This is a genomic window from Pararhizobium polonicum (assembly GCF_001687365.1).
In the GTDB taxonomy this organism is placed as follows: Bacteria; Pseudomonadota; Alphaproteobacteria; order Rhizobiales; family Rhizobiaceae; genus Pararhizobium; species Pararhizobium polonicum.
The window spans coordinates 375,405-389,213 of the sequence record NZ_LGLV01000005.1 but is presented as its reverse complement, the minus strand read 5'-3'; the positions used below and the strand labels follow the sequence as shown (position 1 = coordinate 389,213).

The following is a 13,809-nucleotide window of genomic DNA, read 5'->3' as shown; positions in this document are numbered from 1 at the left end:
CCTGAATGAACATCGACCCCTCCATCGCCGAAGCTCACAGCAGCCTGCGCCTTCTCCAGGTTCTCGAGCCGAGCGGCGGCGGCTCGGGGCGCCATTTCCTCGACCTCTGCCGGGGCCTGAAGCAGCGCGGCCACCATGTCGAGGCGGTCTATTCGCCGGTCAGGGCCGAAGACGCCTTCGTCCGCGAGCTGAAATCGCTCGCCCTGCCCGCCGTCCATGCCGTCGCCATGCGGCGCTCTCCCGGCCTCTCCGACATTGCCGCCTTTCGCGCCCTGCGCCGTATCATCAACGGCGGCATTCCCTTCGACATCGTCCACGGCCATAGCTCGAAGGCCGGCGCGCTCACCCGCCTGCGCCTGCCCGGCTCGCATGCGCCGCGCGTCTACACCCCGCATGCCTTTCGCACCATGGACCCGACCCTCGGCAGGGCCGGACGGCTGATTTTCGGCGGCATCGAGACCATCCTTGCCCAGCTGTTCACCGATCACCTGATCTGCGTCTCCGACGACGAGCATGCCCATGCCCGCTCGCTCGGCATGCCCGCGCGAAAACTTTCGGTCATCGTCAACGGCGTGATGCCGCCACCGCTCGACATGGCAAAGACGGTGCGTGCCAGCTTCGGCATTTCAGATGAGGCCTTCGTCTTCGGCTTCGTCGGCCGGCTGTCCCACCAGAAGGCGCCCGAGCGGCTGATCGAGGCTTTCCGCAATGCCGCCTCGCGGCTGCCGGAGGCGCAGCTGATCATGGTGGGTGCCGGCGAACTCGAACCGGCGATCCGCACGGCCATTGCCGAGAGCGGCCTGCAGAAGCGCATCCGCCTGACCTCGGCCTTCACCGGCCCGCAGGCGGTTCCCGCCTTCGACGTGCTGGTCATGCCGAGCCGCTACGAGGCGATGTCCTATGTCATGCTGGAAGCGGCCGCCGCCGGAAAGCCGATCGTCTCCACCGAGGTCGGCGGCGCGACGATGGCGATCGACAGGGACAGAAGCGGCCTGATCGTCGCCAATGACGGCGATACGGCCAAACTGGCCAATGCCATGGTCGAAAGCGCCGATCCTGAGCGACACCGCCAGATGATCGCCGTGGCACAGGCGCGCATGGCGAATTTCTCGATGGCACAGATGATCGACAAGACCGAGGCGGTCTACCGGCGGCTTGTCGCAACGCGATAACCCGCCCCTCTTTTCAGCAACCTTCGAGGCCCTGCCGGCGCATTCTCATCCAGACGGCGGCAACACGTCGGATGCCCGGCACAACGCTGCAATCAGCCCTGCGCGCACCAGCCCTGTTTGCCGTCCGCCCGGCGGTGGGCTAACCCCTCGGAAACGAGCATATCGCCGATCGAGCGCCCCTGCCCGACCGTCACCCTGGCATCCGCGCCCGAGGCGCCTGCCAGCTGGACATCGCCGGCATTGAGGATTTCCCACAGCCGCTTTTTCGCCAGTGAGCCGAGCTTGCGCTCGTTGTCGCATTTGGCCTGCTTGATCCTCGGCGCCTGGATATCGGCGATCTGGACTTTGCGCCGCCCGTACCAGAAGGTGCCGCCATCGACGACGCAATTTTCCAACGTCTCCGTGCAGAAGTAGAAAGCGCCCGGCTTGCCGCCAACAGCCTTCTCTTCGCCAACGGTTTTCAGCGAAGCCACATCCACAGGCGGCTGCCCGGCCGGACGTATCGCCGGCATCGCCAGTGCGGGCTTTGCGACTGGCTGGGTTTTCTCGACACGTCTTTCCACAGCCGGCTGTTTTTCCACAGGCCGCGGCTTGGCGATCGACGCCGTGTAAAAGGGGGCTGCCATCGGCATGATCTCGGCCCGGTGCTCATAGCCGACCGCCGCGCCGATCGACAGCACACCGGCCAGATACCACGGCCACATGCTGCCCTTCGATTGCTTCCGGCTTGTCCGCCGCTTCTGGCCTTTTCTGGCCGCTGTCTTCGCCATCGTCTGCATCCCTGATTCGCCACCGCATTATCGGGGCAAGGGATTGCCGAAAACTTTAAGCCCGGGAAAATTTGTCGCTGCCGGACCGATTGCGCCGCGAGCGGCCGCAGCGCAAAGCTCCCCCGCTTTTTCCGCCGATTTCTCACCTTTTCCAAAATCAGGGCTTGCGCCTCAAGTCCCGATTATATACGGCTCTTTTCGGTTCGGAGCGTAGCGCAGCCCGGTAGCGCACTTGACTGGGGGTCAAGGGGTCGTGGGTTCGAATCCCGCCGCTCCGACCATTACTTTCAATCACTTAGCCCCCAATGAGTGAACTGGCTATAAAAATTATAGCCACACTGTAGCCAAGAGCGTCTTATCTCGCCTGCATGAAAGCAGATTGAAAAAGCCCGCTGCCGAACGGGCGGGAAGCTCCCACGCGATAGCGGGCGCAGAGACCACGCGGAGCACGGCCAAGGATGCCTGCCGCGCCTTTCAGGCTTGCCTCTCCCCGCCCTCTCCATCCTCCGATTGGATTGCCGTCCGCAGTGTAGCGTTTGATGACGCGCTTAAACGCCTTCCGGTCACCTTGCGCGCGGAGTCATTCAATAGGATGCTGGCGACTCGCATATTGGCATCTGGAGAGCATCATGGGATCAAATGACCACATCGATTTCGAGTTGAACAGTCGGATTGAGAATGCCCGCGACCTAGGCTTTTTTGATGAAAAAGAGAAGGAGCTTGGCATTGCACTGTTTGTTGTCGATCACGGGATAGCCAGTTTATCGCCAAAGCAGAAATATGTTTGGGACACCGCCATATCGCCAATCCTCGCTAAGCCTCAGAGCGCGGAAGAGCGCTTTCAGGACGCGCTTGAACAAGATCGGGCAGACGAGGCGCGAAACGGCCCTTTCCGCTGACGCCGAGCCTCAAGGGGCTTGCCTGCGAACTTAGCCCGGCTATCCGCCTAACCCCGCCAGTCACTTCCGTGTCTCATTCAGGTATACCCCCACAAAACATTTCCGTAAGACACTTTTCCCGTCTCAATAGGATTGCTTTCTTATTTGCAAGACAGTACCAAGGAAGGGTCTAGAGGCAAATGAGACACGCGAAGCGAGGGCAAAGAACATGACAGAGATTTTCGGTTACGCGCGAGTATCGACTACAGATCAGGATTTGCGCATTCAGGAAGACGCCCTTCGCGCTGCCGGGGCAACCGTCATCCGTTCCGAAAAGAAATCTGGCACAACAACCGAAGGCCGCGACGAATTGGAGACGTTGATCTCTTTTGCCCGATCCGGTGACACCATCATGGTGACGCGCATTGACCGTCTTGCCCGCTCAATTGCTGACCTTTCTAAAATCGTTCAGACGCTGGAAAGCAAGGGCATCGCCCTAAAGGCAACCGAGCAGCCTATCGACACTTCGACCCCGGCTGGCCGTGCGTTTCTTCAGATGCTTGGCGTGTTCGCTGAGTTTGAAACCGCCATCCGCAAAGAGCGCCAGCTTGAAGGGATTGCCAAGGCAAAGGCTGAAGGCGTCTACAAGGGCAGGAAAGCCAGCATTGACGCTGATCAGGTCAAGGCACTGGCCGCGACGGGGATGGGTGCTTCTGCCATTGCCGCTCAGTTGGGCATCGGTCGAGCTAGCGTTTATCGCTATCTTGGGTGATGGCTCAAGCCCGGCTCGAAGAGCTGGACTCGGATTTGAAATTCAGGCTCTAATTTTTAGGAAGTCGATTTGCTGCGATTGGCTTTCAAACTGGCTATCTGGGAAGGGTACCCCCCGCATTGCATAGATCGCCATACAGACTCACACATAGCCTTCTTGGGCTGGCATGATGGATTGATCATCTCGCGCCTGAATTCGCGCCCGCGAGCGGCTCTGAGTCAAACTGGCCCTACTCGATCCGATATGCCCACTCAATGCGTGGGCGGACGTAAGCAAGTTGTTGATACTATATTTAGCGTTTGCACGCAGAATTTGCACAAGTTACGGAATCAAAACGACCACTCCCTTTCATTTAACTGTTCGAAAATACCTCAAAATACTCATCATCGGTGACCGACAGAGGAGGATTAGAGCGGCGGCTACGGAGTACTTCATGGCAATAACATTCATACCCGTTCCTAGTATGGTACTGATGTGCAACTTCGGGCCAGTTCTGACTGATATTGTCGCACCGGGAGTGATGGCGGGGCCGCTATCGGTGGCACCGGAGATGACCAAGAATAGGTTCGTAATTGTGATGACTCCCGGCGTCAGCAAGTACGGCACTTGCGTGGTGGTTCCGCTAAGTACAAAAGAGCCAAAGCCTGCCAAAAATCACCACCACTGCATTTTAGCAGGTACTTACCCGTTTCTGGGTGGCGATGAGCATTCGTGGGTAAAGGGCGACATGGTTACCACGGTTAGCTACGCTAGACTGGATCGGGTTCAGCTGAAGGGAAAGTTTCTGTCGCCTAGCCTAACGGCTGAGGACTTCGCAATTGTGAAAGCTTGCGTCAAACATGCATTGCTGATCTAAAACAAAACCCCCGCGCAGTTTCCTGCCGGGGGTGCGGTAGTCTCAAGCCCAGCTAGTGGGAACGCTGATAACTTATGTCCTTACGTATGTTACGTCAAGTGGCATAACAGTGTTCTGATGCAGGGCGCTTATACAGACGGCCTATATCAGTGAACCGCCACAGAGTCGCGGAGAGTCGTCTGGGCTGGCATGATGCATGGATCATTTCGCGCTACAGAACGTGCTGTAGGGCAACGCTGTGTCAAAGCACCCCCTATTGAGCTGACAGCTCGCTCAGATGGGGCAAACCGACACCCTGAAAGCTGTCAGACGTAATATTATTACAAATCGTTATACGAAATCTTTCCATTATGCAGGAATGCTTAATTAGCAGTCCCGCCGGTATGCGGGAAACGCATCTCGCCAGACATCAAAAGGCCCGCCCCCTTTAGATGAGGCTAATGTAAACTTTGCTTGCGTGACGCATGATCCTTTCGCATTCGACCGGACGCACAAAAAAAGGCCGCACCTTTCGATGCAGCCCTTAGCATTTTCATTCATTAAAGAAGCATCAGCCTCGCGGGATCGGGAAAGACTGCATCCGTAATTTCTGCTGCGCCGCTAGCTGTACATCGAGCTTAGCCCTCTCTGCGGCCACTGCCTGCCTCTGTCTGCTTTGCTCTAAGTGCTCAGCCATCTTGAGGTCAGCCGCCTTTTGTCTGGCCTGCGCTTCATTGTCAGCCCGAAGCTCTTTGATGCGGGCCTGACGACGTGCTTCTGTTGCTTTCGTTTCAATCTCAGCTAGCCGAGCCCTGCGCCGTTGCCATTCATCGCTTGACTTGACAGTGTTCTCAGCTTTGGGGGCAGTGTTCATATCAGCATCGACAAGCTGCGTGACCGTGAAGATGATCAGGGCGGCCTCATTTTCAACATTCCCTAAGTTTGTCGGGAGCGAGCAAGCTGCCAATATTTCGGAGTTGGTTGGCGTAATTCCAGAGTTCCTTTTGTCACGGTAAAATTGAATTACGGTATCAGTATAGGTTTCAGCTAAGGCGGCGATCTTCTCTTTGTTAGTCATTTGTCATATTCCTCTCATTGTTTTAATCCGTCTCCAGTGCTGCACTCATCATGCGCAAGGGCAGACTCTTCAGCAGAGCCCTTCAGGATTGTGTGATTGTTCGCTGAATTCTAGTGATGCTACGCGATGGGCAAAGGATGCCTACGCGCCCCAAGGGGCTTGTTTCTGCCCGTTCTTCTCATTGGGGAAGCAAAAACGGCCCAAGCGCACAGCCCAAACTGGTTACGCTGCCTTGCGCTCTTGTCGAATATCAAAGGCCCGCCACTTGCCGTCATCGAGCCGGTAAAGGGTATCGCGCATGCCCTCCGAGTAGGTCATGATGCCGCGCACTGCTGGATCGATATTCTGGAACAGTGCAATAACGCCTTCCATGTCCGTGGTATGTCCAATCACGTAAAGATGGCCGATCTGTTGGGTGCGGTTGTACTCGTGCATATCGATCCAGCACTTGCAGCTTGCATTCCAAGGCAGGGTCTTTCCGGGATACCTCCAATGCGGGATGGCTGCGGTTCCGCAAAGGGAACGATCCGCAGGCCCTTTCAGCGCATAAAATTTCTTGTCTATCTGAGCGTTCATTTATGTTCTCCTTCTGTTTCATTTTCACATTTCCAAGGCCCTCCCTGAGTATGGCCCATCGCCTTGCCCCTCGAATGGCAAGAGCACGTCCCGTATGCGGATGGCGGGAAGTAGCGTGCAACGCACGCCGCATCCTCGTCCATGCGCTCTTTGGCTCTGCTGGCCTTACAGGCGCATCAACTCAAGCCCGCGAGCCGTGCGCGCCTCCTCATTCTTGGCGACGTAGAACACCTCTCCCCAATAGTCGTATCGCCGGGGGCAGTAATCGCCTGCCTTGTAGATCATCTTGTGAATGTCATCCGGCGATAGCTTCACAGTCTTTGCAAACTCGATTGCCTTTTTCAGTTGGGCGGCATCGCTCATATCAATCCCAGGCATCGACCGAATGGTTTCAATGCACCGCTTAATTAGCTTCTTCTTTTTCTTTGCCATATTCATTCTCCTTTGTTTCGTTGCGCGCTGAGACCGTAGACAAGACATGCTCTCCCCCTTTAGGGGGAGCATGTCTATGTCTCGTGGGACATCGCTTGCGGACATGTCTATGTCTATGTCCGCGTTGATTTTAATCGTATGATTTCAGTAGCTTAATCGAGCCACCATCAACGATTGCTTTTTTATCTGTTTGCAACCTTGTCAAGGCTCGTTTGAAGCCTTTGGACACCGAATTACGGGCGATGGACGGGCTATCCATCGTTATGCCCTCCATTTTCATGTATTCGGTCTGAAGCCATGTCTCGGACAGGAACGTCTTAGGGCCATCTTTCTCCGAGAAGAAATAGATGCCCTCGCCACTATCGATAGTTTCCGAAAGCAGCTTGTGCACCTTCTGCTCATGCGTCAGGGGCTTGTCTGCTCTGGATTTGGCCTGTCCGCTAGACTTTGCAGCAAACTGCGCCTGCTCTGCCTTTGCGGTCGCAATGGCTTCTGGAGACGTGTCATAGCGCATCGCCATGGCGTACTTGTGCTTGCCCTTCTCAGTCTTGCCCACAAAGATCGGCTCACCCGACATTGCAGCAATCGGGAAGGATTGCCCGTCTCTGGACTTAGTTAGGGACATCAGTCTACCCGATGTCTCGCCTGTGATTTTATCCTGCGCCGCGCTGAAACTAATCTCATAATCAGCAGCCGCATAGTTGGCGGACGATCCACGAGCACCCTTTGAGGCATCCTTACCGGCATGAGCAACGACAGCAATTGACATCCTCATGTACTGGCAAATGTCAGACAGTCTCGACATCATTGTCTGCCACTGTCCCGGATTGTATTCGTCTTCGATCAACCCGGAAGCTGCCACCGTATCAATGCAGGCAAAGACCAGCGGCACCCCAAAATCGCGCCTAAACCTATCGTCAAGCCGTACCAGCGAATTTTCAAGCTCTTCATATGACGTAGCATGATTGAAGCGTACCGGGTTTGGCGGGACTGCTATGGGCCATTTCTTATGGTCCTGTCCGATATCGATAAGTGCTGCTGATAGACGTGGCTCGATAGTATTGAACCCTTCATAACCGAGATAAAGCGTGCCACCCGGTCTCTCGACTTTATGCCCTGCAAATTCTCGCCCCGTAGCAATGTCTACGCAAACTCTGATCCCGTTGAACGTCTTGTATGCACCGCTTGCGCCAGTAAAAAGCCCAACGCCCACTTCAGGAAGCAGCCCCTCGATTAGATCGTCCGCAAACGTCAGGCCAGCCGTGGGTGAATAGATACCGTCGTCGGCCCACAAATACTGGACATTATTGCCATCGAAAACCGGGGCCGTCTCTGCGCCCGCTAAAGCGGGTACTTCCCGCCTATCTTCGGCGTGATAATCATTCTCAGGTAAAATCTCGTCAGCCGGATAGCGTTCGGCTTTGCCCCTGCTTCGCGTGTACTTGAATTCGGTACCCATGTCAGGCTGCTTCGAGGGCAGAAATCCACGTCTCAAGTTTAGACCGGCGAACAGCAAGCTTTCCGCCAAGCTTAAATACCGGGCCAAGATGTCCGGCAGTGAAAGCCGAGTATACCTGAGTTGCAGACATGCCGATTTCATTGCCAATATTAGCCGCACCTGTGATTAGGCCGATGTTGTTACCAGTTACGGTGTCCTTTGCGGTCTCCTTCATTTGTATTCTCCTTTTTAAAAGTTTCAGAAATCTTCGACGCCCCCAATGTAATACCCGCCAAATAGCGAACCAATCACTCCCATCAAATTTTCTCGAGTTTTTTCGCAAGTGCGCTGGAAGGCAGACGCACGAAAGCGCTCCTTGGGGGGCCAAATGTAGACGGAATGCACCGCCTTTCCTTTGCTGTTGGGGTTGTGCCGCTTCAAGCCGCGAGCGCCGGGCGGGCGGGCACGCGCTTGGACGCGATCCACGCATCCAAGTCTTCCGTTGAATAAATGACGCTGGAGCCGAGCTTTGCGAAAGCCGGGCCGCCGCCATAGCATCGGAGTTTGTCTAGAAGGGACTTGGAAATGCCAAGGTAAGCGGCAGCTTGTGGTGCTCTAAGGTTTCTCATTTTTTTGTTCTCCATGTTTGTGTTTGCATGGAGAAAGATGGCTTTTCATTTGTCCCAAGAACATAGAGTCATTGTTGGGACAGTTTGTCGGCGGCTGCCTTTATCGCTCTGGCGGCTTTCCGTTTGTATCGTCTCAGACGCATGAAGTCAGGTGGTTGAGACTCGCGAGATAGGGCATTCTGAGCCGTCTTGACGGCAATAGCGCCGCCAGATTCTTTATTAATTGTCCGCGCCGCCGCTGCTTGGGATTTCCCTTGGCGCATCTCAGCCTTCATCCGAGACTGCAAAATATGGTTACCCATGCCGACTGGCCGACCGCCGAGTCCACTTGGCCCAGTTCGATCAACAGGCGTCTCAATTTTGAATGCTGGCACGTATTTCAGTGCCAGTTCTAGGGCCAATTGCCGCCAACCCTCGGCCGTGGGCTCCAGCCCGTTGTGATCTTGCAAGAGTGCGTTTAGACGCTCTGCCATCTCGGCGGCTAGTTCGTCCTCGGTCGTATGTTCGGTGACTTCAATCGGCGGGCGACTCAGGGGCTGCCTCCATGCGTCGGAACCCTGTTCTTCTTCGACCGCCATCATTTGCCTCCAATCGCTGCGGAAATCTGCCCAGCGATGGCATCCGCAGCCCGGCGCGATGAATCAACATCGACGTGCGCATAGCGTTGTGTGGTCTTTGCATCGCTGTGACCAAGTAGCTTGCCGATGACGGGCAGCCCCAGCCCCGACCACGCACCAACACTAGCAAAGCTGTGGCGCAGGTCATGGAGTCGCAAGCCGTCCAATTTGGCCTGCTTTGTTATAGTGGCCCAGGGTCTTTTAATATCAGCGCGCGGCTTTTCACCATCCAGCCCAGCGCTTTCTCCAGCGATAGCGTATGCCCCGATCCGCGGCAGCGACTTCAAAACATCTACCGCTGGGGCTGACAAGACGACAGTTTTTCGACCGGTTTTGGAGTCGGGCAAAAACAGGAATCCTCGGTCAAGGTCAACTTCGTCCCACTTCAAGTTCAGGACTTCGCGCAGCCGCATGCCGGTCAGCATCAGGAGTCGAATCGCTCCAGTGACAGATGGGTGAACTTTTACCCGCTGCCCCTTTGGCGCATGCTTCGCGTTACCAGCTTTGACTTCAAATCCAAGCGTCTCCGCCTCAATCATGGCGTCGCCCAAGCGCTGCATTTCGTCCGTGGTGAGGAACCTCTCCCGGCCAGTCTCTTTGTTCAGATCAATGCCCTTGGCGGGGTTAACGCCATCGGGCACGAAACCGTTCTTTGCACCCCACACAAACGCCGCAGCAAGTAGTTTCATCGAACGATTGGCCGATATCCGCGCTTCCTTGGACATTGATGCGTGAGCCCGCTGAACGTCAACCCGTGTCAGTGCCACAGCCTTGGTCGACCCGATTCGGGGTTCGATATGTTTCCGCAACATCGTCCTGTAGAATTCGGCTGACGACGCTTTTTTATTCGCCGCCACGAAACCTTCGACGTAGTTTGACACTAGCGCCTTCACTGTGACACTCGCGCGCTCGTCGCTACGATCCTTGGCAAGGTCCTTCCCAAGACCGGCATGCGCAATTACCTTTCGGGCGGCCTCACGTGCTTCGTTTGCCTTGAGGATGCCGACACGGCCCAGCTTCATGCGTTTTTTAGCGCCACCAGCTACAGGCCGGAATTCTGCAAACCACGTCCCTGTGCCTGTGGTCGTGCGGTAAAGGCCAAAGCCGGTTAAATCCTCATCGAAGTAAAATTTAGTCTTGTTGGGCGGATCGGATTCCGTAATTTCCTTTACTTTGTCGGCGGTCAGCTTCACGGTGCCCTCCAAATTTATAGCCAGACTGTAGCCAGCGTTTAGGATGGCAGCGCATATTAGTCAAGAGGGCATAGGTTAGATAGCCTTGCATTGCAGCTGATTTAGGTGTTCACGTGCAACGATATGAATGGCTATAAAAGCGGTATATTAAGACTGGGGGTCAAGGGGTCGTGGGTTCGAATCCCGCCGCTCCGACCATTTTTCTCCTTGAAGTCCCTGTCATATCAAACCGCCGCAGATCGCGGCGGTTGGGCCTCAATGCACCGAGACGTCGGTCTCCGGCTCGTCCAGGAACGAATGGATGCCGTCGCGCTCGACGGTGGCGAGAAATTCCTCGAAGGCTTCCTTGTCCGTTGCGAAGGGCTCTTCCCAGACGGTCAGCCCCTCCTCCTGGTCGATCACCTCCAGCGTCCAGCCATCGGTGCTGCCTTCCTTGCGGAAGATATCGACGAGCACCGTGACACCGTCTTCGGTGAATTCGCCGGCGAAATCGGAATGTTCGAGTTTCTGCTTCTTCGTCATGGTCGTCAGGCCTGTTTCGTGTTGGTGACAGTGTTGGTGACGGTGGCGGTGAGCCGACCCCTGGAGCGTTCGCGGATGGCGCTGCCCTCGAGCCGTTTTGCTGCTTCCTTGAGTTCGAGCGGCGTGAACAGCGTGCGGTATTCCGGCCGCATCATCGCAGCCTCCATCGACAGTTCCGTCTTCTTCGCCTCGACCAGGCGCTCCAGGCCGGTCGTGCCGGGCTTGAACACCAGTTCCTTCGCCGCCTCGACGCCGCCCTTGAGGATGACGAGACGGCGAAACAGCACCGGGCGGAAGCCGAAGCGCGCGCAGTGGTCGTAGAGGGCGAGCATCTCGCCGTGAAATTTCGCCGCAAGGGTCTTGATCATGTCGCGCGTTTCTTCATCGGGCTTTTCTTCGTTCGGGCGACGGACAGATGGGGATGCCGGGCACCTGCGCCAAGGCCCCAAGACAGCCCGTCACGCCTGAACCGGGATTTCCGCTTCGGCGGCAGCAGCCAGAAACGCTTTTCGCGCATCCTCCGCCGGCCTCTTGCCCTCGACCACCTGCGCGCAGATATCGAGCGCGCGGTCCAGAGCCGGCGCGTCTTCCAGCGGCCAGTCCTCGATCATCGCCCAGGATGCCTCGGTGGTGTTGGAGATCGTCACGTATTTGCCCGGTCCCTCCAGAGCAAGCGTCACGCTTTTCGTCCAGGGCTGTTCCATGTGTTTTTGCCTTGCGCAGAATTCGATCCGGGTTGTTACCATGAACAGGGATAGCGGCACGACAGGAAAGCGGAATAAACCGGCGGAACCTGTTGCCGCGTCAGCGCACCTGATCGAGCAGGCGCTTGCATTCCAGCAGGTCGTAGAGCGCCTCCTGCAGCAGCGCCCGGTCCTCCTTGCCGACGGAGGTCTTGCCGACCGAAATTTCCGGCGCATCGTCATTGCCGCCGACGAACGAGAAGAACCGGCGGCTGGCCGGTGCCTTGGCGCGGCCGACGATCTGGTCTTCATCGGGATTGCCGAGCTTGGGCTGGGCCGGCTCCTCGATATTGGCGGCAGCCAGCGCCTCGACGGTCGCCAGATCGCCGCTGGCAATGGCCGCGACGAACTTGTTGCCGTTCATTTTCAAAAGTTTCTGCACGCCCTTGATCGTATAGCCGTGATCATAGAGCAGATGGCGGATGCCCTTGAGCAGATCGACGTCTTCCGGCCGGTAATAGCGGCGGCCGCCGCCGCGCTTCATCGGCTTGATCTGCAGAAACCGCGTCTCCCAGAAACGCAGGACATGCTGCGGCAGGTCGAGATCGTCGGCGACTTCACTGATGGTGCGAAACGCATCCGGGCTCTTGTCCATATCTTCCCCATTTCGCGTCGAACACGTCCGGCTCGATACCGCGCGGCTATCACCGCATACCAACACCGCCGTCCATACGGATGATTACACGAATCATGCGCATTTCAACGGCTTATGCAGGTGTTTTCAACCGCTTTAATGATGGATGGTCGCGTCAGGTGGCCGGAGACTGCGGTTTCAGCTTGGCCTTGCGCGACAGATGCGCCTTGAGAACACGCTGCTTCAGCACGTTGGAGGCCTTGAATGTCATGACGCGGCGTGGAGAAATCGGCACTTCCTCGCCCGTTTTCGGGTTGCGGCCGATGCGCTCGTTCTTGTCGCGCACCTGGAATGTCGCGAAGGAGGAGAGCTTGACGCTCTCGCCACGCACGATGGCGTTGCAAATTTCATCGATCACCGTTTCGACCAGCTCGGCCGATTCCGTTCGCGAAAGACCGACCTTGCGAAAAACCGATTCGGCCAGGTCTGCTCGTGTCACCGTTTTTCCGCTCATCTTCCCCCACCGATTTTCTTGCAGTATCGATTAGCCCGGAAAGAGTATTGCCCTTGTCCATTCCGGTCAAGCGTCTGCACCATATCACATTTTTTTACCAACGCAGCAGCACCGAACCCCAGGTGAAGCCGCCGCCCATGGCCTCGAGCAGGACGAGATCGCCCTTCTTGATCCGGCCGTCGGATGCAGCGACGCTCAGCGCCAGCGGAATGGAGGCAGCGGACGTGTTGCCGTGAAGGTCGACAGTCACCACAACCTTTTCGAGCGGGATGCCGAGCTTCTTGGCCGAACCGTCGATGATGCGGCGGTTGGCCTGATGCGGCACCAGCCAGTCGAGATCCTCGGCGGTGGTGCCGGTGGCCTCGAACGCGGCTTCGATGACGTCGGTGATCATGCCCACCGCATGCTTGAAGACCTCGCGGCCCTCCATGCGCAGATGGCCGACCGTGCCGGTGGTCGATGGGCCGCCATCGACATAGAGCTTTTCCTTGTGGGCGCCGTCCGAGCGCAGCTGCGCGGTCAGGATGCCGCGATCGGCGGTGGTGCCGTTGCCTTCCTGGCCTTCCAGAACGATGGCGCCGGCGCCGTCGCCGAACAGCACGCAGGTGGTGCGGTCGTTCCAGTCGAGAATGCGCGAAAAGGTCTCGGCGCCGATGACCAGCACGCGCCGGGCAAGGCCGCCGCGGATATAGGCGTCGGCCGTGGCGACCGCGTAGACGAAGCCCGAACAGACCGCCTGCATGTCGAAGGCGGCGCCATGGTGCATGCCGAGGCGGTTCTGGATGTTGACGGCCGTTGCCGGAAAGGTGTTGTCCGGCGTCGATGTCGCCACAATGATGACGTCGATATCGGCGGGCGCAAGGCCGGCGTTTTCAAGCGCCGCGCGGGCCGCTGCCTCGCCGAGCGAAGCGGTGGTTTCCCCCTCGCCGGCAATGTAACGCTGGCGAATGCCGGTGCGCTGCACGATCCATTCGTCGGTCGTATCGACCTTCTCTTCCATTTCGCGATTGGTCATCACCCGTTTCGGGAGCGATGCCCCGAAACCGCGAACCACAGAACGGATCAT

At 57.2% G+C, this 13,809-nt stretch carries 19 protein-coding genes and 1 tRNA gene; 5 read left to right on the top strand and 15 right to left on the bottom strand.

The window, feature by feature from the left end; genetic code table 11:
* The first annotated feature begins 5 nt into the window (after positions 1-5).
* Positions 6-1,172: a glycosyltransferase family 4 protein gene (locus tag ADU59_RS07745; RefSeq protein ID WP_068953331.1), complete on the top strand. Its 1,167-nt coding sequence runs from the start codon at positions 6-8 to the stop codon at positions 1,170-1,172.
* 92 nt (positions 1,173-1,264) lie between these two features.
* Here ADU59_RS07745 and ADU59_RS07740 read toward each other — a convergent pair whose 3' ends face one another.
* Positions 1,265-1,942 (bottom strand): hypothetical protein, encoded by a 678-nt coding sequence (locus ADU59_RS07740; RefSeq protein WP_068953752.1) that lies wholly within the window; start codon positions 1,940-1,942, stop codon positions 1,265-1,267.
* A 204-nt stretch (positions 1,943-2,146) separates the two neighbouring features.
* Here ADU59_RS07740 and ADU59_RS07735 point away from each other — a divergent pair.
* The 4 genes from ADU59_RS07735 (at position 2,147) to ADU59_RS07720 (ending at position 4,448) form a co-directional block, all read left to right on the top strand.
* Positions 2,147-2,223 (top strand) — tRNA-Pro (locus ADU59_RS07735).
* 348 nt (positions 2,224-2,571) lie between these two features.
* Entirely contained in the window at positions 2,572-2,841 is a 270-nt protein-coding gene (locus ADU59_RS07730; RefSeq protein ID WP_068953329.1) for a hypothetical protein, read from the top strand.
* Between the two features lie 208 nt (positions 2,842-3,049).
* Positions 3,050-3,592 (top strand): recombinase family protein, encoded by a 543-nt coding sequence (locus ADU59_RS07725; RefSeq protein WP_068953327.1) that lies wholly within the window; start codon positions 3,050-3,052, stop codon positions 3,590-3,592.
* A 433-nt stretch (positions 3,593-4,025) separates the two neighbouring features.
* Entirely contained in the window at positions 4,026-4,448 is a 423-nt protein-coding gene (locus ADU59_RS07720) for a type II toxin-antitoxin system PemK/MazF family toxin (protein WP_068953325.1), read from the top strand.
* Positions 4,449-4,998: 550 nt separating this feature from the next.
* Here the strand turns inward: ADU59_RS07720 and ADU59_RS07715 are convergent.
* From ADU59_RS07715 to ADU59_RS07650, 14 genes are all read right to left on the bottom strand, one after another.
* Positions 4,999-5,505, bottom strand: coding sequence for a hypothetical protein (locus ADU59_RS07715; RefSeq protein WP_068953323.1), 507 nt, complete (start codon positions 5,503-5,505; stop codon positions 4,999-5,001).
* A 222-nt stretch (positions 5,506-5,727) separates the two neighbouring features.
* Positions 5,728-6,081, bottom strand: a complete 354-nt coding sequence (locus ADU59_RS07710) for a hypothetical protein (protein ID WP_068953321.1) — start codon at positions 6,079-6,081, stop codon at positions 5,728-5,730.
* Positions 6,082-6,246: 165 nt separating this feature from the next.
* A complete protein-coding gene (locus tag ADU59_RS07705; protein WP_068953319.1) occupies positions 6,247-6,513 on the bottom strand; it encodes a hypothetical protein in 267 nt (88 codons plus the stop codon).
* Between the two features lie 130 nt (positions 6,514-6,643).
* Positions 6,644-7,972, bottom strand: coding sequence for an AAA family ATPase (locus tag ADU59_RS07700; RefSeq protein ID WP_068953317.1), 1,329 nt, complete (start codon positions 7,970-7,972; stop codon positions 6,644-6,646).
* A gap of 1 nt (position 7,973) precedes the next feature.
* Entirely contained in the window at positions 7,974-8,186 is a 213-nt protein-coding gene (locus ADU59_RS30580; protein WP_068953315.1) for a hypothetical protein, read from the bottom strand.
* Positions 8,187-8,388: 202 nt separating this feature from the next.
* Complete coding sequence (locus ADU59_RS07690) at positions 8,389-8,580, bottom strand: helix-turn-helix transcriptional regulator (RefSeq protein ID WP_099050784.1); 192 nt, start codon at positions 8,578-8,580, stop codon at positions 8,389-8,391.
* Between the two features lie 68 nt (positions 8,581-8,648).
* Complete coding sequence (locus tag ADU59_RS07685) at positions 8,649-9,158, bottom strand: hypothetical protein (protein WP_068953311.1); 510 nt, start codon at positions 9,156-9,158, stop codon at positions 8,649-8,651.
* The gene (locus ADU59_RS07680) at positions 9,158-10,390 is read right to left on the bottom strand and encodes a site-specific integrase (RefSeq protein WP_158515704.1); all 1,233 of its coding nucleotides are present in this window, start codon (positions 10,388-10,390) and stop codon (positions 9,158-9,160) included. The genes ADU59_RS07685 and ADU59_RS07680 overlap by 1 nt, the downstream gene beginning before the upstream one ends.
* A gap of 255 nt (positions 10,391-10,645) precedes the next feature.
* Entirely contained in the window at positions 10,646-10,912 is a 267-nt protein-coding gene (locus ADU59_RS07675) for a hypothetical protein (protein ID WP_068953307.1), read from the bottom strand.
* Between the two features lie 5 nt (positions 10,913-10,917).
* Positions 10,918-11,280, bottom strand: coding sequence for a hypothetical protein (locus ADU59_RS07670; RefSeq protein ID WP_068953305.1), 363 nt, complete (start codon positions 11,278-11,280; stop codon positions 10,918-10,920).
* 90 nt (positions 11,281-11,370) lie between these two features.
* A complete protein-coding gene (locus ADU59_RS07665) occupies positions 11,371-11,616 on the bottom strand; it encodes a DUF982 domain-containing protein (protein WP_068953303.1) in 246 nt (81 codons plus the stop codon).
* Between the two features lie 100 nt (positions 11,617-11,716).
* The gene (locus ADU59_RS07660; RefSeq protein ID WP_068953301.1) at positions 11,717-12,250 is read right to left on the bottom strand and encodes a MerR family transcriptional regulator; all 534 of its coding nucleotides are present in this window, start codon (positions 12,248-12,250) and stop codon (positions 11,717-11,719) included.
* A 154-nt stretch (positions 12,251-12,404) separates the two neighbouring features.
* A complete protein-coding gene (locus tag ADU59_RS07655; protein WP_068953299.1) occupies positions 12,405-12,743 on the bottom strand; it encodes an integration host factor subunit alpha in 339 nt (112 codons plus the stop codon).
* Positions 12,744-12,837: 94 nt separating this feature from the next.
* Positions 12,838-13,809 carry a beta-ketoacyl-ACP synthase III gene (locus ADU59_RS07650; protein ID WP_068953297.1) on the bottom strand — a complete coding sequence of 324 codons (972 nt, stop codon included), beginning with the start codon at positions 13,807-13,809 and terminating at the stop codon, positions 12,838-12,840.

What these genes read in the sequence shown, in the direction of transcription:
- ADU59_RS07745 (WP_068953331.1), top strand. Translation starts at nt 6, where the DNA reads ATGAACATCGACCCCTCCATCGCCGAAGCTCACAGCAGCCTGCGCCTT.
- ADU59_RS07650 (WP_068953297.1), bottom strand. Translation starts at nt 13,809, where the DNA reads ATGATCCGTTCTGTGGTTCGCGGTTTCGGGGCATCGCTCCCGAAACGG.
- ADU59_RS07730 (WP_068953329.1), top strand. Translation starts at nt 2,572, where the DNA reads ATGGGATCAAATGACCACATCGATTTCGAGTTGAACAGTCGGATTGAG.
- ADU59_RS07700 (WP_068953317.1), bottom strand. Translation starts at nt 7,972, where the DNA reads ATGGGTACCGAATTCAAGTACACGCGAAGCAGGGGCAAAGCCGAACGC.
- ADU59_RS07740 (WP_068953752.1), bottom strand. Translation starts at nt 1,942, where the DNA reads ATGGCGAAGACAGCGGCCAGAAAAGGCCAGAAGCGGCGGACAAGCCGG.
- ADU59_RS07725 (WP_068953327.1), top strand. Translation starts at nt 3,050, where the DNA reads ATGACAGAGATTTTCGGTTACGCGCGAGTATCGACTACAGATCAGGAT.
- ADU59_RS07685 (WP_068953311.1), bottom strand. Translation starts at nt 9,158, where the DNA reads ATGGCGGTCGAAGAAGAACAGGGTTCCGACGCATGGAGGCAGCCCCTG.
- ADU59_RS07715 (WP_068953323.1), bottom strand. Translation starts at nt 5,505, where the DNA reads ATGACTAACAAAGAGAAGATCGCCGCCTTAGCTGAAACCTATACTGAT.
- ADU59_RS07710 (WP_068953321.1), bottom strand. Translation starts at nt 6,081, where the DNA reads ATGAACGCTCAGATAGACAAGAAATTTTATGCGCTGAAAGGGCCTGCG.
- ADU59_RS30580 (WP_068953315.1), bottom strand. Translation starts at nt 8,186, where the DNA reads ATGAAGGAGACCGCAAAGGACACCGTAACTGGTAACAACATCGGCCTA.
- ADU59_RS07720 (WP_068953325.1), top strand. Translation starts at nt 4,026, where the DNA reads ATGGCAATAACATTCATACCCGTTCCTAGTATGGTACTGATGTGCAAC.
- ADU59_RS07660 (WP_068953301.1), bottom strand. Translation starts at nt 12,250, where the DNA reads ATGGACAAGAGCCCGGATGCGTTTCGCACCATCAGTGAAGTCGCCGAC.
- ADU59_RS07655 (WP_068953299.1), bottom strand. Translation starts at nt 12,743, where the DNA reads ATGAGCGGAAAAACGGTGACACGAGCAGACCTGGCCGAATCGGTTTTT.
- ADU59_RS07705 (WP_068953319.1), bottom strand. Translation starts at nt 6,513, where the DNA reads ATGGCAAAGAAAAAGAAGAAGCTAATTAAGCGGTGCATTGAAACCATT.
- ADU59_RS07670 (WP_068953305.1), bottom strand. Translation starts at nt 11,280, where the DNA reads ATGATCAAGACCCTTGCGGCGAAATTTCACGGCGAGATGCTCGCCCTC.
- ADU59_RS07690 (WP_099050784.1), bottom strand. Translation starts at nt 8,580, where the DNA reads ATGAGAAACCTTAGAGCACCACAAGCTGCCGCTTACCTTGGCATTTCC.
- ADU59_RS07675 (WP_068953307.1), bottom strand. Translation starts at nt 10,912, where the DNA reads ATGACGAAGAAGCAGAAACTCGAACATTCCGATTTCGCCGGCGAATTC.
- ADU59_RS07665 (WP_068953303.1), bottom strand. Translation starts at nt 11,616, where the DNA reads ATGGAACAGCCCTGGACGAAAAGCGTGACGCTTGCTCTGGAGGGACCG.